Source organism: Streptomyces sp. RLA012 (assembly GCF_056270325.1).
Map to the genome: position 1 here is coordinate 7654958 of NZ_JBWDPA010000002.1, position 22310 is coordinate 7677267.

A 22310-nucleotide genomic window follows, 5' to 3' on the forward strand; every position below is an offset into this window, starting at 1 on the left:
GTCCTTCCGGACACCCTCTGAGGAGCCCACGCATCATGCCGAACTTCCAGCAGCCCACCGCCATGCCGGTCCACAAGTACGGCAAGTACGAGCAGGTGGACATCCCCGAGCGCACCTGGCCGGACAACCGCGTCACCGTCGCCCCCCGCTGGCTGTCGACGGACCTGCGGGACGGCAACCAGGCGCTGATCGACCCGATGTCCCCGGCCCGCAAGCGCGAGATGTTCGACCTGCTCGTGAAGATGGGCTACAAGGAGATCGAGGTCGGTTTCCCGGCCTCCGGTCAGACCGACTTCGACTTCGTCCGCTCGATCGTCGAGGACGAGACCGCGATCCCGGACGACGTCACGATCTCCGTACTGACCCAGGCCCGCGAGGACCTGATCGAGCGCACGGTGGAGTCCCTGGTCGGCGCCAGGCGCGCCACGGTCCACCTGTACAACGCGACGGCCCCGGTCTTCCGCCGGGTCGTCTTCCGCGGCTCCAAGGACCAGATCAAGCAGATCGCCGTCGACGGCACCCGGCTGGTCATGGAGTACGCCGAGAAGCTGCTGGACGAGCGGACGACGTTCGGCTACCAGTACAGCCCCGAGATCTTCACCGACACCGAGCTGGACTTCGCCCTGGAGGTCTGCGAGGCCGTCATGGACGTCTGGCGGCCCGGCCCCGGCCGCGAGATCATCCTCAACCTGCCCGCCACGGTGGAGCGTTCGACACCCTCCACGCACGCGGACCGTTTCGAGTGGATGTCCCGCAACCTGTCCCGCCGCGAGTACGTCTGCCTGTCCGTCCACCCGCACAACGACCGCGGTACGGCGGTCGCCGCCGCCGAGCTGGCCCTGATGGCCGGCGCCGACCGCATCGAGGGCTGTCTGTTCGGCCAGGGCGAGCGCACCGGCAACGTCGACCTGGTCACGCTGGGCATGAACCTGTTCTCGCAGGGTGTCGACCCGCAGATCGACTTCTCGAACATCGACGAGGTCCGCCGCACCGCCGAGTACTGCAACCAGATGGAGGTGCACGCCCGGCATCCGTACGTCGGCGACCTCGTCTACACCTCCTTCTCCGGCTCCCACCAGGACGCCATCAAGAAGGGCTTCGACGCCATGGAGGCCGACGCGGCCGCCAAGGGCGTCACCGTCGACGACATCGAGTGGGCCGTCCCGTACCTGCCGATCGACCCGAAGGACGTCGGCCGCTCGTACGAGGCCGTGATCCGCGTCAACTCGCAGTCCGGCAAGGGCGGTATCGCGTACGTCCTGAAGAACGACCACAAGCTGGACCTGCCGCGCCGGATGCAGATCGAGTTCTCGAAGATCATCCAGGTGAAGACGGACGCCGAGGGCGGCGAGGTCACCCCGAAGGACATCTGGGCGATCTTCCGGGACGAGTACCTGCCGAGCCCCGAGAACGCGTGGGGTCGTATCCAGGTCAAGGCCGGACAGACCACGACCGACCGCGACGGCATCGACTCGCTGACCGTCGAGGCCTCGGTGGACGGCGCCGACACCGTCCTGACCGGTACCGGCAACGGTCCGATCTCCGCCTTCTTCGACGCCCTGCAGTCCGTCGGCATCGACGCCCGCCTGCTCGACTACCAGGAGCACACGATGAGCGAGGGCGCCTCCGCGCAGGCCGCCTCGTACATCGAGTGCGCGATCGACGACAAGGTTCTGTGGGGAATCGGCATCGACGCGAATACGACACGCGCGTCGCTGAAGGCCGTGGTCTCCGCGGTCAACCGCGCGTCCCGCTGAGGAGTTTGACCGGCGCTTTCGGGGCCCCGTCCACCTTTCGAGGGGGACGGGGCCCCGTCGGTTACCGGCCAATCGACGTGAAGATCACGGACAGGTCTCGTCCAAGGTGCTGACTCTTCCTCAACAATGTGGCTAACATCACGCCAGCGCGGCGATGTTGCCGCGGGGTTACGGAGGTGTGCGACGTGCTGCCAGGGTGGGGACGAAACGGTCGTGCAGTGCAGATTTCGCGCATTCTGGGCACCCGTACCGCGTGGAGCACCCTGGGGGACGGCGAATTCTTCTGCCCCGGCTGCGGGGGTGACCGCAACTACCAGCGGCTCGCCGGCCGCCGCCGCTTCACCCTTCTGGGTGTCCCGGTCCTGCCGCGCGGCGACACGGGACCTGTGGTGGAGTGCGCCGCCTGCCGTCACCACTACGGCGCCGACGTCCTCGACCACCCGACCACCACCCGCTTCTCGGCGATGCTCCGCGACGCCGTCCACACCGTCGCCCTCGCCGTGCTCGCCGCGGGGGGCACCTGCTCCCGTACGGCCCTGGAGACCGCGGCGGCCACCGTACGCTCGGCCGGCTTCGACGACTGCACGGAGGACCAGCTCGGCGCCCTCGTCGAGGCGCTCGCCGCCGACACCGGCCGGCTCTTCGGGGGCCCGTGCGGGGCGGGCCTGGCCATAGAGCTCCACGAGGCCCTGGACCCGCTGGCGCCGCACCTCGCCGCGGCGGGGCGCGAGTCGATCCTGCTCCAGGGGGCCAGGATCGCGCTGGCGGACGGTCCGTATACACCGGCCGAACGGGACGTCCTGTTCACCGTGGGCGCGGCACTGACGATCTGCGCGGACGATGTGACGCGACTGCTGGTGGCGGCGCGTACGCCCTCGTAGGCGACGGGGCGGGAATGACGGACGGTGGCTCAGGGTACGGTGTGAGCGACACACCGTAACGTCCCTTGTGTTGCTGCTTGTGCTGCCGCGCGAGGGGAGAGCGAGGAACACCCTGAGACGCAGCGTCTCTAATCAGCTGAGCGATCCCATGTCGGACGTGGTGTCTGGCGGGGGATCTGCCCACCGTGGAGGGGTGGCGTGGGCGTGCAGGTGGAATCCTGCGCCCCGTGCTGCTCCTCGTGGCCTGTGGCGGCTGGTGGTGGGTGTGCTGGTTGTCGTCACGTCCTGGTGCCGGTGGGCTGCGCGGGGCAGCCGGGTCCGGTCCGTGTGAGCGTGTCCCTCCGGACGCTTGCCCGCCGGGCCCGAGGGGCTGGTGGGGGAGGGTGCCCTGCGTCGCCTGGGCGCGGGGCGTGTGGTGTGCCGCCGGGTGGGTCCGGTCTTGGACCGGTCCGTCCGGCTGGTCTTCAGAGCGGCGGGTGTGATGACCGCCTTGGCCTCGAGTGTGTCGATCACCGAGCGGATGATCATGGCAGAGCTGGTGCGGTCTGTCACGGTCCTGGTCTGGTGGGTGAGGCCGCGTGCGGCGATGCGTTGCCACGCCCCCGTGTCGCGGTCGCCCTGCCAGCCGCAGCTGGGGCACAGCGCCCATTTCCAGCCCGGGACGGTGGGCCGGTCGGGGGCCTTGCGGTGCCGCAGCGGGGTGAGGCACTGAGGGCAGTGTCTGGAGGTGTTGCGGGCCGGGACGGTGACCACGGCGATGCCCGCCTCGGCGGCGAGGTGCCGCAGACGGGTCACGATCTGTCCGCGCACGGTCTGGGACATGCGGGTGTTGTGGGTGCGGCCCATGCCGCGTGCTTCCATCGACCGCAGGTCTTCGAGGTAGATGATGCTGGCCTTGGCGGTGATGGCCTGGTCCACCGCCCAGCGTGCGGCGGCCCAGGCCAGCGCCTCGTTGCGGTTCGACCGGCGCGCGGACACAGCGCGGATCTCCTCGGCCAGGACCGCGTGCTTGCCGTTCAGGGCGTGCTGTCCGTCTTGGCCGATGAGCCGCTGGTAATGCTCGGCTTTCGCGTGCAGGTACTCACTGTGGCGGCGCAGCCGGTGCTGCCGGGCGAGGACACCGGCCGCCCGGAACATGCCCCCGGCTCCCAGGGCGGTGATCCGGCCGTCGTCGTGGAGACGGGCGGCCCCGGCACTGAGCAGGGTGTTCAGGCCCCAGTCCACACCAAGCGCGACCGTGAGCCCGGTGCGCCGGGTCTGGGGAACGGCGTGGGTGTAGGCGAGGTCGGCGCGTACCTGGCCGCCGGCCGCGCGCAGGGTGGGCAGGTGCAGCACCGCACCGGCCGGAATCGTCGGCGGGAGCGGGAGGGGGCAGGACACCCATGTCCAGTCCTTGTACGACCGCGGGTCGGGCCGGGTGGGCAGTTGCAGCCGCAGCAGTGCCCGGCCCGGATCGCTCTCGTGGCGTTCGAGGGTGGCCTGCTGTCCGTCGCAGGCCGAAAGCAGCAGCATCCGTGTGATTCGGGGCGCGGCTTCCATCTCGAACACGTCGACCGGCAGCCGCCCTTGCTTGCGCGTGAACGCGGCGATCTGCCGGGTACGGCCCTTGATGACACTGGAGGGCAGGTATTCGCCGCCGGGAACCGCCTCGCGTACCCGGTCCCACTCCTGCGCCGTGCGCCTGGCCGGATCGGCGGGCCAGGTCGCGATGACCGCGGCGGTGAGGTCGGCGCGCCACTTCGCCGACCGCAGCGTACGCCCGGCCTGTTCCTGGGCCATGCGGACGATCCGGTCATTGACACGGATGCCCTCGGCCGGTCCGACGGTCCATCCGAGCCGGCGCAGGGCCATCCACGCGTTCGACGGCAGCTTCCGCCCCCCGGCGTCCTCACCGGACGCCAGGACGTCCACGTCGGCGGTGTTCCCGTGGGCGGCCAGCAGCGAGGCGGCAATGCCGGACACCAGGTCGGCGGCCCAGCCGACACGCTCCGTCAGCACGGCGGCGGGCAGGAGTTCGCCGCTCTTCTCGTCCACCCCCGTGCGCAGCAGACCCCGGGCACAGGCGGTGCGGGACGTCTCGCCCTCGGCGAGCGGCAGCTTCCGCCTCACCGATCCCCCTCCCCGTCCGTGATGCTGTCATCCGATCAACGACCATCCCGGGAAAGGGTCACGCATTCGACCCACACACGCACACACGAATCCGGCACAGGACAGCTCACCGACAGATGACGAATCACTACGGATACCAAAGGACACACGTGAGCCTCGTCGCAGCGGTGGCCGTGGGTGCGCTGGCCGAGGTCATCCTCGCCGGGCTCACGGGCGCCGGCATCGCGTCCGCCGCCCCTGTCCTCCGACCCGACTGCACCTCCTCCGTCCCGTACTCCGCGGGCGAGGGCGGTTACGCCACTTACCGCATCCCGGCCGCGATCACGACCCGCGCGGGCACGCTGCTCGCCTTCGCCGAAGGACGGCACGACGGCGCCGGCGACACCGGCGACATCGACGTTGTCCTGCGGCGCTCCTCCGACGGAGGTTGTACGTGGGGTCCGCTGCGCGTCGTCGCGGCCGGGGGCGGCGACACCCGGGGCAACCCGGCGCCGGTCGTTGACCCGCGCACCGGCCGGATCGTGCTGGTCACGTCCTACAACAGCGGTGGGGCGACGGAGGCACGGATCATGCGGGGCGAGGTCGCGCCCCAGCAGGCCCGCCGAGTCTTCGTCCAGACGAGCCGCGACGACGGCGTGCACTTCTCCTCTCCCCGTGACATCACGTCCGAGGTGAAACCGCGCGACTGGCGCTGGTACGCGACGGGCCCCGGCCACGCGATCGCCCTCCGCCACGGCCCGCACGCCGGCCGCCTGGTCGTCCCCGCCAACCACTCCGCCGCCCCGCCCAAGGGCTCGACCGACACGGGCCGGGAGGCCAAGTACTACGGGGCGCACGCGATCTACTCCGACAACGGCGGCCGGACCTGGCACCTGGGCTTCGTGGACGACTCGTACGACGGCCACGACAACGCCAACGAGAGCGGCGTGGCCGAACTCACCGACGGGCGGCTGTACTTCAGTGCCCGCGACCAGGGCGGCACGAGCCGTGGCAACCGCCTGGACACCTACTCCAGCGACGGCGGGGCGATCGTGGACCGGCCGTACACTGTGCAGCCCACGCTGAACGACGTCCCGGAGGTCCAGGGCAGCGTCCTCCAGCTCCGCGGCAGGGGCGCCCCCCTGCTCTTCTCCGGCCCCTCCGTCCCGACCGCCCGCCGCGCGATGGCGATCTGGCGCAGCACGGACGGGGGTGCGACGTTCACCAGGGCGGTGACGCTGTCCTCGTGGCGGGCGGCGTACTCCGACCTGGTGCAGGTCGGGGGTGGGCGGGTCGGCGTTCTGTACGAGACGGGGGCGACGGGGGCGTACGCGTCGATTGTGTTTCGGAGGGTGCTGGTGGGGCGGGTGGTGGGGTGACGGATGCCCGGGGGGCCGGGCGGCGGGGGCGAGTACCCCCTACAGCAACCCCGCCCCCGCCAAGTACTTGCCCACCCGTTCCACCTCCGCCTCCGACAACGGCACCTGGGGCTCGGCGGTGACCGGGCAGGCGATCACGCCTCGCAGGTACAGCGCGGCCTTGAACGCCCCGAGCGCCGAGGACGTGCCCCCCATCCGGCCCTCACCCACCCCGGTCATCCCGAACAGCGCACACAGCCGCTCCTGTTCGGACCGGGCCCCCGCCCAGTCCCCCGCACGGCAGAGCCGATCGAGCCGTACGTACCCGTGCGGGTCGACATTGGCGAGACCGGGCACGGCACCGTCCGCCCCCAGGGCGAGCGCGGAGTCGACGACGAGTTCGGAACCGGTCAGGGCGGTGAAGCCGGCGATGTCGGAGCGGGCGCGGGCGCCCGTGACGACCGCGCGGAAGGAGGCCAGGTCGCCGCTGGAGTCCTTGAGACCGGCCAGTACACCCTCCGCGGCGAGGGACAGCAGCAGCTCGGGCTCCAGTTTGGTGTGGACGGACGACGGCAGGTCGTACGCGAACACCGGTACGGACGAGCGGGCCGCGACCAGCCGGAAGTGGCGCGCGATCTCCGCCGGATGCGTACGGGCGTAGAAGGGGGCCGTCGCCACGATCGCGTCCGCGCCCGCCGCCGTCGCGTACGCCACGTGGTCCAGTACCCGCGGTGTCGTCATGTCGATCGCCCCGGCCAGCACGGGGAGCCGGCCGGCCACATGGGCGACCACCGTCTCCACGACCAGCCGCCGGTGCGCGTCCGTCAGGTACGCCGCCTCCGAGGACGTACCAAGGACGAACAGGCCGTCGACGCCCCCTGCCGTCAAGTGGTCCACGAGCCCGATGAGCGAGGGGACGTCTACCTCGCGGTCCGGTGTCAGGGGCGTGCAGACGGGTGGTACGACACCGGTCAGCGGGGCGGGGATCGGCATGAAGGCTCCCTCGGGACGATCAAGGATGCTGCTGGGCGGGGATGTCGGCCGCCGCCGCGACGGTGGTGCCGGCGGTGGTGTCGGCGGTGGCGGACGCGGCCTGGGCCACCAGGTCGCGGGTCGACTGGTCCTCCTGCACAGGATGGTGGCACCGGAAGCGGTGGCCCGGGTTCGACGCGGCTGTGAAGTCCGGCATCGTGTCGGCGCACTCCCCGTCCGCCTTCCAGCAGCGGGTGCGGAACGGGCAGCCGGTCGGCGGGTGCGTGGCCGAGGGGACGGGGCCGACCAGCGGGATCGGGTCGATCGGGTCCAGGAGGCCGGGGGTCGCGGAGAAGAGGGCCCGGGTGTAGGGGTGCCGGGCGTGCTCGGTGACCTCGGCGGCCGGGGACTCCTCCACGATCCGGCCCAGATACATCGTGATCACCCGGTCGCTCATCCTCCGTACCGTCTGGATGTCGTGCGAGACGAAGACCAGGGCCAGGTCCAGGCGCTCCTTCAGGTCCAGCAGGAGGTTGAGGATCTGGGCGCGGACCGAGACGTCCAGCGCGCTCGTCGGCTCGTCGGCGACCACCAGGTCCGGGTCCAGGGCCAGGGCGCGCGCGATGGCCACACGTTGGCGCTGACCGCCGGAGAGCTGGCCGGGCAGGGCGTCCGCCAGGGCGCGGGGGAGGCCCACCAGGGACATCAACTCCCCTACCCGGTCCTCCCGTTGAAGCGCGGTGCCGCGTCTGTGCACATCCAGCGGGTCCCGCAGGATCCGGCGTACGGGCAACCGGCGGTTCAGGGCCGTCGACGGGTCCTGGAAGATCATGCCCGTGCTGCCGCCCACGGACGCGCGTCGCTCGGCCGGGCTCATCGTCCACAGGTCGCGGCCCTGGAAGCGGACCGTTCCGGACGTCGGCCGCTGGATGCCCACCAGCACCTTCGCGAGCGTCGACTTGCCGCAGCCGGACTCGCCGACGACGCCGACCGTCTCGCCGCGCGCGAGGGTGAGGTCGGCGCCGGTCAGGGCGTACACCCGGTCGCGGCCGAACAGACCGCCGGTGCGGGCCTTGTGGACGACATGGGCAGCGGACAGTTCGAGCAGCGCGTTCATGTGACCGTCTCGCTCTCCGTCGTCACCAGGTCGACCGCCGGGTGGTGGCACGCCGCCGTGTGGGTGCGCGTGCCAAGAAGGCCGGGCGCCGTGGTCCGGCACATGTCGCTGGCCGGCGGACAGCGGTCGGCGAAACGGCAGCCCGCCGGGAAGTCGGCGGGGGAGGGCACGACCCCCCTGATCTGTGTCATGCGTTCGGCCGCCGACTCCAGGGACAGGACGCTGCCGAGCAGGCCGCGCGTGTAGTGGTGGGCCGGCGCCGCCACCAGGTCCGCCGTCACACCCGTCTCCACGATCTGGCCGCCGTACATCACGACCACCCGGTCGGTGACGTCGGCGACCAGGGCCAGGTCGTGCGAGACGAGGATCAGGGCGAAGCCCAGTTCCGCGCGGAGCCGGAGCAGCAGCTCGATGATCTGGGCCTGGACCGTCACATCGAGGGCGGTGGTCGGCTCGTCGGCCACGATCAGCTCCGGGCTGCGGGAGAGCGCCATCGCGATCAGGACGCGCTGGCGCTGGCCGCCGGAGAGTTCGTGGGGGTAGCTGCGCAGGGTGCGGTCGGGGTCGAGGCCGACCAGGCCGAGGAGTTCGGCGGGTGTGCGGCTGCCGCCCCTGCGCACCAGCTGCTTGAGCTGCGCCCTGATCGTCATCGCCGGGTTCAGGGACGACAGCGCGTCCTGGTAGATCATCGCCATCTCGTGGCCGAGGAGGCGGCGTCGTACGCGCATCGGCTCGCCGACCAGCCGGCGCTGCTGGAAGTGGACCTGGCCCCGAACGCGGGCCCCCTTCGGTTCCAGGCCCATCACCGCGAGCGCGGTCAGCGACTTTCCGCAGCCGGACTCGCCGACCAGGCCCAGGACCTCACCGGGGTGCACGTCGAAGGTGATGCCGTCGACGATGTCCACACCGCGGTGGCGGGTGTCGAAGCCGATGGCCAGGTTCTCGACGGACAGGACGGGCCGGCCGGTGGGGAGCGGGCGGGCCCGTGCGCGCAGCCGCGCGGCGGCCTTCGTCAGGCCGGGCAGTTCGAGGGCCTTTTCGCTGCCGGGCTCGGGTGCCTCCAGCCGGTCGGCGTCCGTCGTCGCCGGCACCTCCCGTGCGGCGGGCGCGGCCCAGGCGTCCGAGACGCCCTCGGAGAGGATGTTCAGCGACAGGACGGTGATCAGCATCAGCAGGCCGGGGAAGACCGTCGCCCACCAGCCGCCCGTCAGCACCATGTTCTTGCCGTCCGCGATGACACTGCCCCAGGACGGGTCGGGGGGCCGGACCCCGGCGCCGATGAAGGACAGCGAGGCCTCGAAGACGATCGCCTCCGCGACCTGGACCGTGCAGAACACCAGGACCGGGGCGGCGCAGTTGACGGCCACGTGGCGGAGCACGATGTGCGGAGTGCGGGCGCCGATCACCCGTTCCGCGGTCACATAGTCCTCGCCGTACTGGTCGAGGACGTTCGCCCGTACGACCCTGGCCACCGGCGGGGTGAACAGGAACGCGATCGCGCAGATCAGCACGGTGATGCCGCCGCCGAAGACCGCGACCAGGACGGCGGCCAGCGCGATGCCGGGGAAGGCCATCACCACGTCCAGGCAGCGCATCAGCGTCTCGTCGACCGCGCCCCGCGAGGTTGCCGCGACCGCGCCGAGGAGCGCGCCCACCACGAGGGCCAGCGCGGTGGCGCCCAGGCCGATGGCGAGGGACCAGCGGGCGCCGTACACCAGCCGGCTGAGGATGTCCCGGCCGAGGCTGTCCTGTCCCATCCAGTGGCTGCCGGAGGGGTGTCCGGTGCCGTCGGCCTGCGGCTGCTGGTCGAGCGGGTCGTGCGGGGCGAGCAGGGGGGCGAGGAGGGCGGCCAGTACGACCACGGCGAGGAAGGCGACCGCGATCCGGGAGAGGAGGGGCAGGCGCCGCAGCCGGATGCCGGGCCGGGCGAGGACCGCGGCGAGTCGGCGGCAAGAGAGCGGGGGGATCATCGCGTGGCATCCCTCAGTCGTGGGTTGACCAGCAGATACAGGATGTCGATGACGAGGTTCACGACCACGAAGCCGGTGGCCGTCGTCAGGACGACTCCCTGGACGACGGCCGGGTCGCCGTTCTGCACGGCGTCGATCATCAGCTTGCCCATCCCGGGGAGCGAGAAGATCGTCTCGATGACGACCGCGCCGCCGAGCAGATAGCCGACGCGCAGGCCCAGCACGGTGAGCGGGTTGATCAGGGCGTTGCGGAGCACATTGCGGCCGACCACGACCACCGGCGGCAGTCCGCTGCCGATCGCCGTGCGTACGTAGTCCTTGTCCAGTTCCTCGACCACGGCGGTGCGCACGATCCGGGTGAGCTGGGCGGCGACGGGGAGGGAGAGCGCGAGGGCCGGGAGCGTCATCGTCTTCAGCCAGCCGCTCAGCGAGTCGCCGGGGTTGATGTATCCGCCGGTCGGGAACCAGCCCCGGTCCACGGCCAGGTACTGGATCATCAGCAGCGCCAGCCAGAAGCCGGGCGCCGCGACCCCGGTCAGGGAGGCGACCCGGATGACCTGGTCGGGCAGCCGGTCGCGGTGGATCGCGGCGGTGACCCCGCCGAGCAGTGCGAGCACCACCGCGATGCCCAGGCCCAGGAAGGTGAGCTGGAGGGTGAGCGGCAGCGCGGTGGTGACCTGGTCGACGACCGGTGCCCGGGTCAGCGCGCTGGTGCCCAGGTCGCCGTGGAGCAGGTCGCCGATGAAGTGGACGTAACGGACCGGGAAGGGATCGAGCAGGCCGTTGCGCTGCCGGAAGTCGTGCAGTTGCCCCGGTGTGGGGTTGGCGCCCTGGAAGAACGCGGACGCCGGGTCGACGTCCGAGAACCGCATCACCAGGAACACGAACAGCACGATGCCGAGCATGAGCGGCACGAGCAGGGCGATACGGCGGGCCAGGATGCGGGCGATGGCGACCACGTGCGAACTCCCGTTCCGCTAAACCCACTTGGCCTGAAGGAGGTTGATGCCCGGATAGGGCTGGGCCCTTATCCCGGTGAGTTTCCCGGGGTCCCAGGCGGTCATCAGCTCGTTGTGCACGACCGGGTAGAGCACGGCCTGTTCGGCGACGATGTCGATGTAGTCCTGGATCATCGTCTTCTTCTTGTCGGGGTCCGGCTCGCGCGTCGCCCGGTCCATGTCCTTGAAGAGTTGCTCCGCGACCGGGTCGTCGGCCCACCGGGCGTACCGCATCCACAGGTTCTCGGGGCCGTAGTTGTAGTGCATGATCAGGTCGGCGTCGAGGCCGAACTGGTTGGGGTTCGAGGCGGCGGCGACCACCTGGTAGTCCTGCTTCTGGTCCATCTTGGTGAAGACGGCGGTCGTCTCCTGCGGGGAGAGCGTGGTCTCGACGCCGATCGCGTCCCAGGACGCCTTGATGGTCGGCAGACAGTCGACGATCCAGCTGACGTTCACGGACAGGATTTCGATCTTCAGTCCGGAGACCCCGGCGGCCTTCAGCAACTGCTGGGCCTTCTTCGGGTCGTACCCGTACACGGTCTTCGCCGGCCGGTGGCTCGGATTGCCCTCGTCGAGGAACGAACTCGACGGCCTGCCGTGCCCGCGCAGGGCGACCTCGACCATCTTGCCGGTGTCGACGGCGTAGTGCAGCGCCTGCCGGACCCGTACGTCGTCGAAGGGCTTGTGCTCGGTGTTGAACATCAGGAAGAGGTTGTTCATGCCCGCGCCGCCCTCGACGGTCAGGCCGCCCTTCCTGAGCCGCTCGATGTTGACGTACGGGATGTTGTCGGCGATCGGGGCCCCGGCACTGGCGCCGGAGATCTTCGCGACGCGCGGGGCCGCGTCCACGATCGTCAGCCAGTTCATCTTCTTGAAGGCCGGTCTGCGGGGGCCGTTGTAGGCGGCGAAGGCCTCGAAGGTGGTGTTCGACTTGGGGTGGTGGGCGGTCTGCCGGTACGGTCCCGAGCCCACCGCCTTCCCCCTGATCGCGTCGTCCCAGGCGCCGGGCAGGGAGAAGACGTGCCTGGGCATGATCTTCGCGAGGGTGAGCCGCGAAATCCCCTGGGGGAAGGGGAACTTGAGCACCAGCTCGACGGTCGAGGCGTCGATCTTCCGCACTTCCTTCAGCCAGCTCGCGAAGAACCCCTTGGCGAGGGTCTGGGTCTTCGGGTCGAGGATCCGGTCGAAGACGAAGACCACGTCGTCCGCGGTGACGGGCCTGCCGTCGTGGAAGGTGGCCCCGGCCCGCAGTGTGAACCTCCACGAGGTGCCGGTGAGATCCGACGGCACCCGGGTCCCGAGCGCCGCGTACGGCTCCCGCGAGATCGGATCGGTGTCGAGCAGACCCTCGTAGATGTGGTGGTTGGCCGCCATGGAGAAGGCGGACGCGGTCTGTGTCGGGTCCCAGCTGCCGTCGTTGCCGTAGCCGATGACGGCGGTGAGCGTGGCGTCCTTGCCGCCCGCCCCGCCGCCGGTGTCGTTGGTGGACTCCGGCCCGGCCGAGCAGGCCGCCGGCGAGGAGGAGAGGGCGGCGGCCGCGCCGAGCGCGCCGGTGTACTTCAGGAAACGTCGGCGGTGCGGCGCCGGGTGGTCGGTCACGTCGCGCACGGTTCCTCCAGAGAGAGGTTAGAGATACGACGTCCTACGTCATGGTGGGCAGCGTGACCATAAGAGGGCCCGTGAGACCGGTCAAGGGATCGCACACGAATGGCGTACCGTCCGGATATCTTCCAGAGGTGCGACCAATGAAGCCCTGAATTGCGGGCTCTTGGAGCCGAATCAGCCCGGAGGTGGGACGTCGGATGTCCAGTGAGCGTACGATGCGGCGCATGTCTGAGGAGACCGGGAACCGGCGCGGGCCCGGGCCCGGGCGCGGGTCCGAGCGCCGGGTGAGCAGCCAGATCCAGCGCGAGGTCACGCAGCTGATCCTCGACCGCAGGCTCCCGGCAGGTGCCCCGCTGCCCACCGAGACCGAGCTGATGCAGGACCTCGGGGTGAGCCGCAACTCCGTCCGCGAGGCGCTCAAGGCGCTGCAGGCCCTCGACATAGTCGACATCCGGCACGGCTACGGCACCTATGTCGGCGAGGCGTCCCTGACACCCTTCGTCGACGGCCTCACCTTCCGTACGCTCGCCCAGCCGGACGACAAGAACGAGACCGGGGCGCTCGCGGAGATCCTCCAGGTGCGGGAAGTGCTGGAGGAGGGGTTGATACGACGGGTCGTGGCCGTGCTGACCGAGCCGGAACTCGACCGCCTCGAAGCCGTCGTGGCGGAGATGGAGGAGGCGGGCCGCGCGGGCCGGCCCTTCCCCGAACTCGACCGCGAGTTCCACGAGTTGCTGTACGCCACGCTCGGCAACGCGCTCGTGCTGCAGCTCCTCGGCGCCTTCTGGACGGTCTTCAGCCGGGTCGCCGGCGTACGCGGCTGGACCGACGACCCGGCACCCGAGGTGACCGTCCGCCGCCACCGGGACATCGTCACCGCCCTGCGCGCCCGCGATGTCGAGGCCGCACAGCGCGCGATGGCGGACCACTTCCGCGGCATCGGGGCGAGGGCGGCACAGGAGTCCAGGGGAGTGGGCTGAGCACCGGCGGTATGCGCGGCGGTTCCTCATGGGGCGGGGGCCCGGTCAGGGGCGGGTGCCGCGGAAGCGGAGGCCGCCGCCTTCCGGGTGCAGGTCCACGGACACGTCCGTGAAGCCCGCGGCGGCGAGACGCGCGGGGAGCGTGCGCGGGTCCACGGTGTTCATCGTGTCGCGGAGGTGCAGCAGCCGGAACCGCAGGCTCGGCCGGCTGTCGCTGCCGGCGAGGACACCGCCGGGACGCAGCACCCGGAAGGCCTCGGCGAAGATACGGTCCTGGTGCTCGGCGGTGGGCACGTGGTGGAGCATCGTGAAGCAGACCACGGTGTCGTACGACGCGTCGGGCAGCGGCAGGTCCGCGCCGTCCCCGTGCAGGATGCGGGCCCGCTCGCCCCACCGCTCCCGCAACAGCCGGGCGGGTCTCGCCGTCGATCTCCACGGCGGTCAGCCGGGGCACCCGCTCCGCGAGCACCCGCAGATTGGCCCCGTACCCGGGTCCGATCTCCAGTACGTCGGCCCCCGGATCCACGCCCTCCAGCGCCCAGGGCAGGATGCGGTCCTTGGTCGTCCGTGCCCATTTCTCGGAGCTGCACAGTCTGCGGTGGGCTCGGTTCATCGGCATGCCCCGACGCTAGGGGCGGGCGCACGCCGTCCGCCACGGGCTACGCTGCCGTCCCATGTCGCCGAACGGACAGTACACACCGCCGACGACCACCACGGCGATCTTCGTCGGGCACTTCACCATGCCGCGGGGCACCACCTTCACCACGCACTGGCACCCGGTGCACCAACTGGCCTGGTCCGCACAGGGGTTGCTGCGCATCGGCAGCGAACGGGGCTCCTGGCTGCTGCCGCCCTCGCTCGCCCTGTGGATCCCGGCCGGACTGCCGCACACGACGCGGGCGGCGGGCGACACCGTCATGCGCAGCCCGTACGTCGATCCCGCGCGCTGCCCGCAGATCGCCTGGGCGGAGCCGACGGTGGTGGCGGTCGGCCCGCTCCAGCGCGCCCTCATCGACCACCTGACGGACACCGGTCTGGCCGCCGACACCCGGGCCCGCGCCGAGGCCGTACTCCTCGACGTGCTGAGCCCCGTCCCCGTGACGAGCGTCGCCGTGACCGAGCCGAGCGACCCGCGGGCGCGTGCCGTAGCCCGGGCCCTCGCCGACGACCCGGCGGACGGCCGCCCGCTGTCCGCCTGGGGAGACCGGGTCGGTGCGAGCGCCCGGACCCTGGCGCGGCTCTTCGTCGCCGAGACGGGCCTTGCCTTCGGGCAGTGGCGGGAGCGGTTGCGGATGCAGGCGGCGATGCCCCTGCTCGCCGAGGGCCGCGCACTGGAGACCGTCGCCCGCCACGTCGGGTACGCCTCCGCGAGCTCCTTCGTCGCGGCCTTCCACCGGGCCGTGGGCGTCACTCCGCGGCAGTACTTCCCGGCGCGACCCTGAGGGCTCGCGGAGAAGCAGCATGTCGATGCTCTGCGCGCCCTCAGGCGCGGAGCATCGCGGTGCCCAGGTCCCAGAGCCGCTGGGCGTTGTCCGCGTCGAGGGCGTAGGGGCGCACGCCGCTGTCGGCGTAGGGGTTGGGGTCGGTGTTGAGCTCGGCCTCGTTGCAGTTCTCGAAGTAGCGGCCGGTGACGCCTTCGAGCAGGGGGGACGCGGCCAGCAGGACCGAGGTGGCGGCGCCTTCCTCGACGGTCTTCCAGGTGAAGTTGGCGAAGGCTTCCTCGACCTCGGGCGTCATGTTGTCCTGCTGGTGGCGCTGGAGGCCGGTGCGGATGCCGCCGGGCATGACCGCGTTGGCGGTGATTCCGTCGTCGGCCCACCGGTTGGCCGCTCCTACCGCCAGCAGCACGTTGCCGGTCTTGGACTGGCCGTAGGCCGCCCACTCCTCGTAGGGGCGACGCTCGAAGTGGATGTCGTCGAAGACGACCGGCGAGAACAGGTGGGCGGTGGAGCTGAGGGAGACGATGCGCGCGCCGCCGGCGGCCGCGAGCGCGTCGTGGAGGCCGAGGGTCAGGTCGAAGTGGCCGAGGTAGTTGGTGGCGAACTGCAGTTCCCGGCCCTCGGGCGTGCGGTGCAGCTCGGGCAGGGCCATGATCCCGGCGTTGTTCACCAGAATGTGCAGCGGGCCCTGCCAGGCGTCGGTGAAGGACGCGACCGAGGCCCGGTCCGTCAGCTCCAGCGGCGCGGCGGTCACCTTGGAGTTGCCCGTGCCGGCCGTGATCTCCTGGGCGACACGGTTGCCCGCCTCGACGTTGCGGACGGCGAGAGTGACATCCGCACCGGCACTGGCCAGGGCGCGTGCCGTTTCCACGCCGATGCCGGAGGCGGCGCCTGTGACGATCGCGCGCCTGCCGGTCAGGTCGACACCCTTGATGACCTCGTCGGCGGTGCTGTGAAAACCGAAGGGTGTCGTGAAACGCTCGTGTGTGCTCATGTGTGCGGGCTCCTACGTTATGCGGAATCAGTTCCGGTAACGTCAGGCTAAGCGGAATAAATTCCGGTTGCAAGTCGGTGTGACGCGCGCTCGACGGAGGTCACGCTCCGGGTATGATGGAAAGTGGAATGCATTCCGGTTCGTGGAGGTGGCCGTGACCGAGGCTGTGCAGCGCAGGCCGCGCGCGGATGGGCAGCGCAATCGTGCGCGCGTCCTCGCGGTGGCGTTGCAGCTGTTCGTGGAGCGTGGTCCGGATGTCCCGTTCACCGAGATCGCCAAGGAGGCCGGCGTCGGTGTGGGGACGGTCTACCGCCACTTCCCGGCGCGAGAGGACCTCATCGAAGCGGCATACCGTTCGGAACTGGACGCGGTGTGCGCTGCGGCCGGGGAGCTGCTCGACGAGCTGCCGCCCGCCGGTGCCCTGCGTACCTGGATGGACCGTTTCGTCGACTACTGGGCTACCAAGATCGGTCTGACGGAGGCGATCCGGGCCGTCGTGGCCGCGGGCAGGGACCCGTTCGCGCAGAGCCGTGAGCAGCTCGATGACGCGGTTGGCGCGCTGCTGTCGGCGACCGCCGCGGCGGGGGTCACGCGTCCCGAGGTCGAAGCGGACGATGTGGTGGTGTCACTCAGCGGCATCGCCATGGTCGCCGACGTACTTGAGGATCGCGAACAGGTGGGGCGGGTGCTCGACCTCCTGTACGAAGGAATGCGAACCAGGCCGTAGGCCGTGAGGCCGCCCGCGCGGAACCGGACGCTCAGTAGGCGTCGGCCAGGCGCCACACCTGGAGTTCCTTCGTGTCCTCGGCGATCGTGTACCAGCTGCCGTCGCCCAGGGTGTTGGGCACGCCGGATATCGGGAAGGGGTAGGCGACCTCGCCGAGCAGCCGCATGTCCCGTACGTCGACCAGCCAGTGCCGCCCCGCCCCGTACTCCTCGTCGGCCTCGCTGGTGCCGGCGACGACGGTGTGCTCGTCGAGGAAGCCGCCGTAGTAGTCCCAGCGCACGTCGGGCTCGTCGTTGTCCGGGTCCAGGGCGGGGTGCTCCGGTATGACGTCCTCCGCGTCCAGCTCCGACACCACCGAGCCGTCCGTGACGCGGTGCAGGGCCAGGGCCTCCTGGTAGTGGGTCAGCGTCAGGAAGTGCTCGCCGGACGGGCTCACCGCCATCAGACACCGGTCGTCGTCGCCGATCCGGTCGACGGTGAGCCGCTCGCCGTCCCAGCGGCCCCACAGCAGCGGCACCCCGTCCTGGCCCTCGCCGACGCTCAGCCCCATCTGCCCGGGATCCGGGTGCGACACATGACCCGAACCGGCGGCCGCGGTCTGGGTCTCCGCCTGCCCGAGCACCCTCCCGTCCGTGGCGTCCAGCACCAGCCACTCATCGATCACGTCCGGGTCCTCGTCCCCCTCCGCGAGCGGCCCGCGGACATGGGCCCAGACCAGCTTGCCGTCCGCGGAGAAGACCACCGAGCCGCTGTCGGCGTACAAGTGCCCGCGGCTCTTCGTGTTTCCGCCGTTGCCGTCGTTTCCGCTGTTTCCGGCGTTCTCGCTGTTCTCGTTGCCCGCGCCGTATTCCTCGAACGAGGTGTGCGTCTCCCGGCAGCTGCCCTCCCAGCAGCCGTGCCGCACCTCCCACAGGGTCGTGCCCCGCCGGTCCACCGCCCGCACCGCGTGCACGCCCGCGAAGACCGCGACGTCCAGCCCCGGCGCCACGGTGCACGTCCCGAAACGCTGCGGCCACGGCCTCGGGAAGCGTGCCACCGAAGGCTCACCCGCGAGCGCCGCGGCCAGGTCGTACGCGGCCAGATGCGTGTCGTCGCTCTGCAGGATCAGCGTCCGGCCCGGCAGGCACCGCTCTCCTGGCAAGCCGGCCGTGGCCGACTCCAGCGGGCCTGCGAGCGTGGTGACGAGACGGGCGCTCGCGGACATGGTTCCTCCAGTGCGCGTGATGCCGTACGGCGTTGGGGTGTGTTGTGCGCGTTGGGTGCACAGTACGGCCGCCCACTGACAAGGCTCCAGGCGTCCGTTCCGTACGACGGTGGTGTCGCCCGTGTCGACCAGGGGTGTACGTCCCCGGGCCGATGCCCGTCCACGGCCCCCGTGTCTACGATCGCCGCATGCATGTCATGCCGCTCCCGCCCCGCCTCAAGCCCGTACCGCCCGGTGCCTGGGTGGCCCTGACCTGGTGCGCGAGTACGGCGTTCACCTTCCTCGCCCGCGTCCGGCTCCCCGGTGAGACGACGGCCAACGAGCTTGTCGCCGCCCAGTTCTACCGCTGGGACGGCCTGCTGATCCTGGCCGTGGCCTGCGTCCTGGCGCTGCTCGGCAGCACATGGTTGCACCGACGGCCGCTGACCGCCCTCACCCTGCTCCTGGCGGCCGCCGCTCTCCTCACCATCAACCTGGCCGTGGGAGCGATCCAACCGGCCGAGTTCCTCTCCGTCGACCTCGCCCTCTACTTCATCGCGGCCGGCCGCCCCGCCGCATCGGAGTCACCGCCCTGTCCATGGCGCTCGCCGTCCTGGTGGCCTGGGAGACCGTGCGGCTGCTGTGCGGATGGGGCATCGGTACGTTGATCGAGCTGACCGTGGCGCTGACGGCCGTCGTCGCCTGGCTCCTCGGCGACGTCTCCCACCGCACCCGCGCGTACGGCGAGACGCTCCGTGCCCGGGCCGCCACCCAGGCCGTCACCGACGAACGCCTGCGCATCGCCCGCGAGATGCACGACATGGTCGCCCACAGCATCGGCATCATCGCCCTCCAGGCCGGGGCGGCGGCCCGCGTCGTGCACACCCGGCCGGACGCCGCGCGCGAGGCGATGACGGCGGTGGAGACGACCGGGCGGGAGACCCTGGCGGGGCTGCGCCGGATGCTGGTCGCGCTGCGGCAGGCGGACCAGAGCCGGGCCGCCGCCCTGGAGGATCCGCGACTGCGCCCGGCCGAGGGCCTCGCCGACCTCGACCGGCTGGCCGCCGCGACAACGGCGGCGGGCGTCCAGGTCGACGTCCACTGGAAGGGCCCGCGCCGCCGACTCCCCCCCGGAAACAGACCTGTCCGCCTTCCGGATCATCCAGGAGTCGATCACCAACGTCGTACGCCACGCGGGGACGACGGCCTGCCGGGTGACGGTCGACCACGGCGAGGAGTACGTGGCCGTCGAGGTCAGCGACGACGGGCGCGGCCGGGGCAGCACCACCGACACCGGTTTCGGCCTGGTCGGCATGCGGGAGCGGGTGGCCCTGCTGCACGGCGAGTTCACGGCGGGCCCCCGTCCCGACGGCGGCTTCCGGGTGACGGCTCGCCTTCCGGTCCCGGTCACGGCGACGGCGGCGGTGGGCATCCGATGACGATCCGTGTCGTCCTCGCCGACGACCAGCAGCTGATCCGCACGGCCCTGCGGATGGTCATCGACGACATCGAGGACGTGGAGGTGGTGGGGGAGGCGGCGGACGGCGAGGAGGCGGTGTCCCTGGCCGACGACCTGCGCCCGGACGTCGTGGTGATGGACATCCGCATGCCGGGTGTGGACGGTATCGAGGCGACCCGCCGCATCACGGCGGGTTCGGGCGAGTCGAGGATCGTCGTCCTGACCACCTTCGACGACGACGATTACGTGTACGGGGCGCTGCGCGCGGGCGCGTCCGGGTTCCTGGTCAAGGACATGGCCCTGGACGACATCCTCGCGGCGATCCGGGTCGTCGCCGCCGGAGACGCCCTGATCGCCCCCAGCGTCACCCGCCGTCTGATCCAGGACTTCACGGCCGCCCGTTCCTTGGAACCGCCGCGTGGACGCCGCGATCTGGCCGCGATCACGGACCGCGAACGCGAGGTCCTGACCCTGGTCGGCACGGGCCTGTCCAACACGGAGATAGCCGAGCGGCTCTTCATCAGCGTCGCCACGGCGAAGACGTACCTCACCCGCCTGCTGTCCAAGCTGGGCGCACGGGACCGGGTGCAGCTGGTGATCATCGCGTATGAGGCGGGCCTGGTCTCGGCGAACCGGTGATGCCGCCGGCGGCTCAGTGCGTGGCCGAGGCGGCCGGTGTCGGTTTGGCCGTGGCGCGGTCCGGTCGTACGGAGAAGGCGGTGTCGCCCGCCACGGCCACGATCGCGTCCTTCACGAGCAGCAGGGTCGGGACCGTGCTCTCCGCCGAGTTCCCGGGGTCGTCCAGTTTGTCCGTGGTCCACCGCGCGGCGCCGGTCGCGCGGTCGAGCGCGAGCAGCCGGCCGTAGCGGTTGGCGAAGAAGAGGTCGTCGTACGTCGTCGACAGCACCGGCTTCGACAGATTCTCGATCTGCGTCGACCGCTTCCACAGCTGGGCGCCGTCGGTCACCCTGACCGCGATGACGGTCCCGTCGGGCCGGACGAAGTACACGACGCCGTCGAGGAGGGTGACCGAGGGTCGTGCGGCGTGCCGTCGGCCGGGTCGAGGCGCACCAGGCCGGTCGAGCCGGTGTCGGAGTTCTGCTGCGTGCACAGGCCGTAGGGGACGCCGTCCAGGGCCGGCGGGGAGCAGGAGTTGCTCACCGACGACTTCGCGGGTGTCCGCCACAGGTCCTTGCCCGTCCGGGCGTCGAAGGCGACGAACTTCGTCCCGTCCTCCCCGTCGTCCGACTTCGCCAGGGCGCCGCCGTCGAACAGGACGGCGGGCCAGACCTCGTTGATCGGGCGGTACCAGAGCCGCTTTCCGGTAGCGGCGGAGAGGGCGACCAGCCGCCAGGTCTCGGCCACGTTCAGGCCCGGCTTCTCGTAGCGACCTTGGCGACCGTGAAGCCGGTCCCCGCGCAGTACAGACCCTGTTGGCAAATCCGCCGCGGAGCCATCCTCCGTGGAAGCCGTGAGCACTAAATTGATTTAGTGCTCACGGCTTCCGGCACACATGCTGGGCAGCCGACATGACCGACCGGATTCGCCAACAGCATCAGGACAGGGAGGCACCGCCGGGCACGCGGCCGGACTCCGAGCCGCTGATGGAGATGTCCGCGTACGCCTCGTCCGGGGCCTGGGCGAGGTTCGCACGCCAGGGCCCCCAGCCGACGGGGAGCTTCGGGGCGGGAGAACCGGTGGCGCGGGACGTGGACGTCACGGGTGTGCCGGTGGTGTTCTTCCCTCCCGACACCAGGTGGGACACCGACACCCCCACCACGGTGACGGCCAGGGCCGCGCCGAGGACGACGAGGGTGCGCACCCGGCGGCCGCGGCGGCCGCCGCGGCCCGCGCCGGTCGGGGCCGTCGTGTCATCACGCCCCCGCGAGTGCTTCCGGCGTCCGGTGACGGTCGGCGGGCCGGACACGGCGGGGCCGCCGGCCGTGTCCGGCATGGTCCTGAACAGCCGGTGCAGCTCGTCGAGTCCGGGCCGCGCCGTCGCGTCCTTGTCCAGGCAGCGCTCGGCGATGCTCAGCAGAGGCTCCGGTACGCTGTCCAGCGTCGGCGGCTCGTGCACCACCTGGTGACCCGTCATATACGGGCTGCCGCCGTCGAAGGGGCGGTTTCCGGTGGCCGCGTACACCAGCAGCGAGCCCAGCGAGAACACGTCGGAGGCGGCGGCGACGTCCCGGGGCGAGGCGAACTGCTCCGGGGACATGAAGGGCGGGGTGCCGATCAGCCGTCCCGTCACGGTGAGGGCCTGGTTGTCGGCGGCGCGCGAGATTCCGAAGTCGATGACCCGTGGACCGTCCTCGGCCAGCCCCAATGCCAGCGTGCGCAGTGCGTGCCCGCTCAACGGGCCTTTCTTGGCCACGATTTCGGACAGCGTTCGGCCGGGTACGTAGAGCGTTGCCATCCAGGGGACTTCGGCGTCCGGATCGGCATCCACCACCGGGGCGGTGAATGCTCCGCTCACCCGTCGGGCTGCCGCGATCTCCTGTCGGAAGCGGACCCGGAACTCCTCGTCCTGGGCGTCCTGGGCGTGCACGACCTTCACCGCGACCTGGCGGCCCGAGGCCGAATGTCCCAGGTAGACGACCCCCATGCCGCCGCTGCCGAGCCGGTCGACGAGCGTATAGCCGCCTATGGACCCGATGGACCCCGATTCCCCGGTGCTCAGCGGCATGGCCCGTTACCTTTCCCAAATCCCCTGTGTCGCACGCGTGTTCTGCGGCATCAGAGTAGTGCCTACGCCACTTGGGCGTCGGCGGACCTGGGTGGG

18 protein-coding genes and 2 pseudogenes are annotated in these 22310 nt (G+C 71.1%); 10 read left to right on the forward strand and 10 right to left on the reverse strand.

The genetic code is table 11. The annotated features are described in order from the left end of the window. The first annotated feature begins 35 nt into the window (after positions 1 to 35). Entirely contained in the window at positions 36 to 1757 is a 1722-nt protein-coding gene (gene leuA / locus RV986_RS35075) for a 2-isopropylmalate synthase (protein WP_475921211.1), read from the forward strand. A gap of 185 nt (positions 1758 to 1942) precedes the next feature. Further along, the gene (locus RV986_RS35080; protein ID WP_475921212.1) at positions 1943 to 2638 is read left to right on the forward strand and encodes a tellurite resistance TerB family protein; all 696 of its coding nucleotides are present in this window, start codon (positions 1943 to 1945) and stop codon (positions 2636 to 2638) included. Positions 2639 to 2770: 132 nt separating this feature from the next. Here the strand turns inward: RV986_RS35080 and RV986_RS35085 are convergent, their stop codons facing one another. Beyond that, entirely contained in the window at positions 2771 to 4747 is a 1977-nt protein-coding gene (locus RV986_RS35085) for a zinc ribbon domain-containing protein (RefSeq protein WP_475921213.1), read from the reverse strand. Positions 4748 to 4863: 116 nt separating this feature from the next. Here RV986_RS35085 and RV986_RS35090 point away from each other — a divergent pair, with 116 nt between their 5' ends. Beyond that, complete coding sequence (locus RV986_RS35090) at positions 4864 to 6105, forward strand: sialidase family protein (RefSeq protein WP_475921214.1); 1242 nt, start codon at positions 4864 to 4866, stop codon at positions 6103 to 6105. A gap of 39 nt (positions 6106 to 6144) precedes the next feature. Here the strand turns inward: RV986_RS35090 and RV986_RS35095 are convergent, their stop codons facing one another. Genes RV986_RS35095 through RV986_RS35115 form a run of 5 tightly spaced genes read right to left on the reverse strand, consistent with a single transcriptional unit; the run spans position 6145 to position 12749 of the window. Continuing rightward, complete coding sequence (locus RV986_RS35095) at positions 6145 to 7077, reverse strand: dihydrodipicolinate synthase family protein (RefSeq protein WP_475921215.1); 933 nt, start codon at positions 7075 to 7077, stop codon at positions 6145 to 6147. Positions 7078 to 7096: 19 nt separating this feature from the next. Beyond that, the gene (locus RV986_RS35100) at positions 7097 to 8173 is read right to left on the reverse strand and encodes an oligopeptide/dipeptide ABC transporter ATP-binding protein (protein WP_475921216.1); all 1077 of its coding nucleotides are present in this window, start codon (positions 8171 to 8173) and stop codon (positions 7097 to 7099) included. Beyond that, on the reverse strand, positions 8170 to 10143 hold the full coding sequence (locus RV986_RS35105) for a dipeptide/oligopeptide/nickel ABC transporter permease/ATP-binding protein (protein WP_475921217.1): 1974 nt from the start codon (positions 10141 to 10143) through the stop codon (positions 8170 to 8172). The genes RV986_RS35100 and RV986_RS35105 overlap by 4 nt, the downstream gene beginning before the upstream one ends. Further along, positions 10140 to 11102, reverse strand: a complete 963-nt coding sequence (locus tag RV986_RS35110; RefSeq protein WP_475921218.1) for an ABC transporter permease — start codon at positions 11100 to 11102, stop codon at positions 10140 to 10142. The genes RV986_RS35105 and RV986_RS35110 overlap by 4 nt, the downstream gene beginning before the upstream one ends. Positions 11103 to 11120: 18 nt before the next feature. Then, positions 11121 to 12749, reverse strand: coding sequence for an ABC transporter substrate-binding protein (locus tag RV986_RS35115; RefSeq protein WP_475921219.1), 1629 nt, complete (start codon positions 12747 to 12749; stop codon positions 11121 to 11123). A 212-nt stretch (positions 12750 to 12961) separates the two neighbouring features. Between RV986_RS35115 and RV986_RS35120 the strand changes: the two genes are divergently transcribed. Beyond that, positions 12962 to 13726 (forward strand): FadR/GntR family transcriptional regulator, encoded by a 765-nt coding sequence (locus RV986_RS35120; RefSeq protein WP_475921220.1) that lies wholly within the window; start codon positions 12962 to 12964, stop codon positions 13724 to 13726. Positions 13727 to 13771: 45 nt separating this feature from the next. Here the strand turns inward: RV986_RS35120 and RV986_RS35125 are convergent, their stop codons facing one another. Continuing rightward, positions 13772 to 14131: a class I SAM-dependent methyltransferase gene (locus tag RV986_RS35125; protein WP_475921221.1), complete on the reverse strand. Its 360-nt coding sequence runs from the start codon at positions 14129 to 14131 to the stop codon at positions 13772 to 13774. Positions 14132 to 14400: 269 nt separating this feature from the next. On the opposite strand from RV986_RS35125, the gene RV986_RS35130 reads away from it, so the two are divergent. Beyond that, positions 14401 to 15168, forward strand: coding sequence for an AraC family transcriptional regulator (locus RV986_RS35130; RefSeq protein WP_475921222.1), 768 nt, complete (start codon positions 14401 to 14403; stop codon positions 15166 to 15168). A gap of 40 nt (positions 15169 to 15208) precedes the next feature. On the opposite strand, the gene RV986_RS35135 is transcribed toward RV986_RS35130, so the two are convergent. Beyond that, complete coding sequence (locus RV986_RS35135) at positions 15209 to 16159, reverse strand: SDR family NAD(P)-dependent oxidoreductase (RefSeq protein WP_475921223.1); 951 nt, start codon at positions 16157 to 16159, stop codon at positions 15209 to 15211. 142 nt (positions 16160 to 16301) lie between these two features. Between RV986_RS35135 and RV986_RS35140 the strand changes: the two genes are divergently transcribed. Continuing rightward, positions 16302 to 16886, forward strand: coding sequence for a TetR/AcrR family transcriptional regulator (locus RV986_RS35140; protein ID WP_475921224.1), 585 nt, complete (start codon positions 16302 to 16304; stop codon positions 16884 to 16886). A 31-nt stretch (positions 16887 to 16917) separates the two neighbouring features. Here RV986_RS35140 and RV986_RS35145 read toward each other — a convergent pair whose 3' ends face one another. Next, positions 16918 to 18090, reverse strand: coding sequence for a hypothetical protein (locus RV986_RS35145; protein WP_475921225.1), 1173 nt, complete (start codon positions 18088 to 18090; stop codon positions 16918 to 16920). 188 nt (positions 18091 to 18278) lie between these two features. Here RV986_RS35145 and RV986_RS35150 point away from each other — a divergent pair, with 188 nt between their 5' ends. The 4 genes and pseudogenes from RV986_RS35150 to RV986_RS35165 all read left to right on the forward strand — a co-directional run bounded on the left by RV986_RS35150 (position 18279) and on the right by RV986_RS35165 (position 20167). Further along, on the forward strand, positions 18279 to 18737 hold the full coding sequence (locus RV986_RS35150) for a hypothetical protein (RefSeq protein WP_475921226.1): 459 nt from the start codon (positions 18279 to 18281) through the stop codon (positions 18735 to 18737). A gap of 152 nt (positions 18738 to 18889) precedes the next feature. Continuing rightward, positions 18890 to 18997 (forward strand): annotated as a pseudogene (locus RV986_RS35155) (hypothetical protein); the annotation flags it as partial. 244 nt (positions 18998 to 19241) lie between these two features. Continuing rightward, positions 19242 to 19508, forward strand: coding sequence for a sensor histidine kinase (locus tag RV986_RS35160; protein ID WP_475924546.1), 267 nt, complete (start codon positions 19242 to 19244; stop codon positions 19506 to 19508). Then, positions 19505 to 20167, forward strand: a complete 663-nt coding sequence (locus RV986_RS35165; protein ID WP_475924547.1) for a response regulator — start codon at positions 19505 to 19507, stop codon at positions 20165 to 20167. Before RV986_RS35160 ends, RV986_RS35165 begins: the two co-directional genes overlap by 4 nt. Before the next feature lie 13 nt (positions 20168 to 20180). Here RV986_RS35165 and RV986_RS35170 read toward each other — a convergent pair. Then, positions 20181 to 22214, reverse strand: a pseudogene (locus RV986_RS35170) (protein kinase domain-containing protein). Between the last annotated feature and the right edge of the window lie 96 nt (positions 22215 to 22310).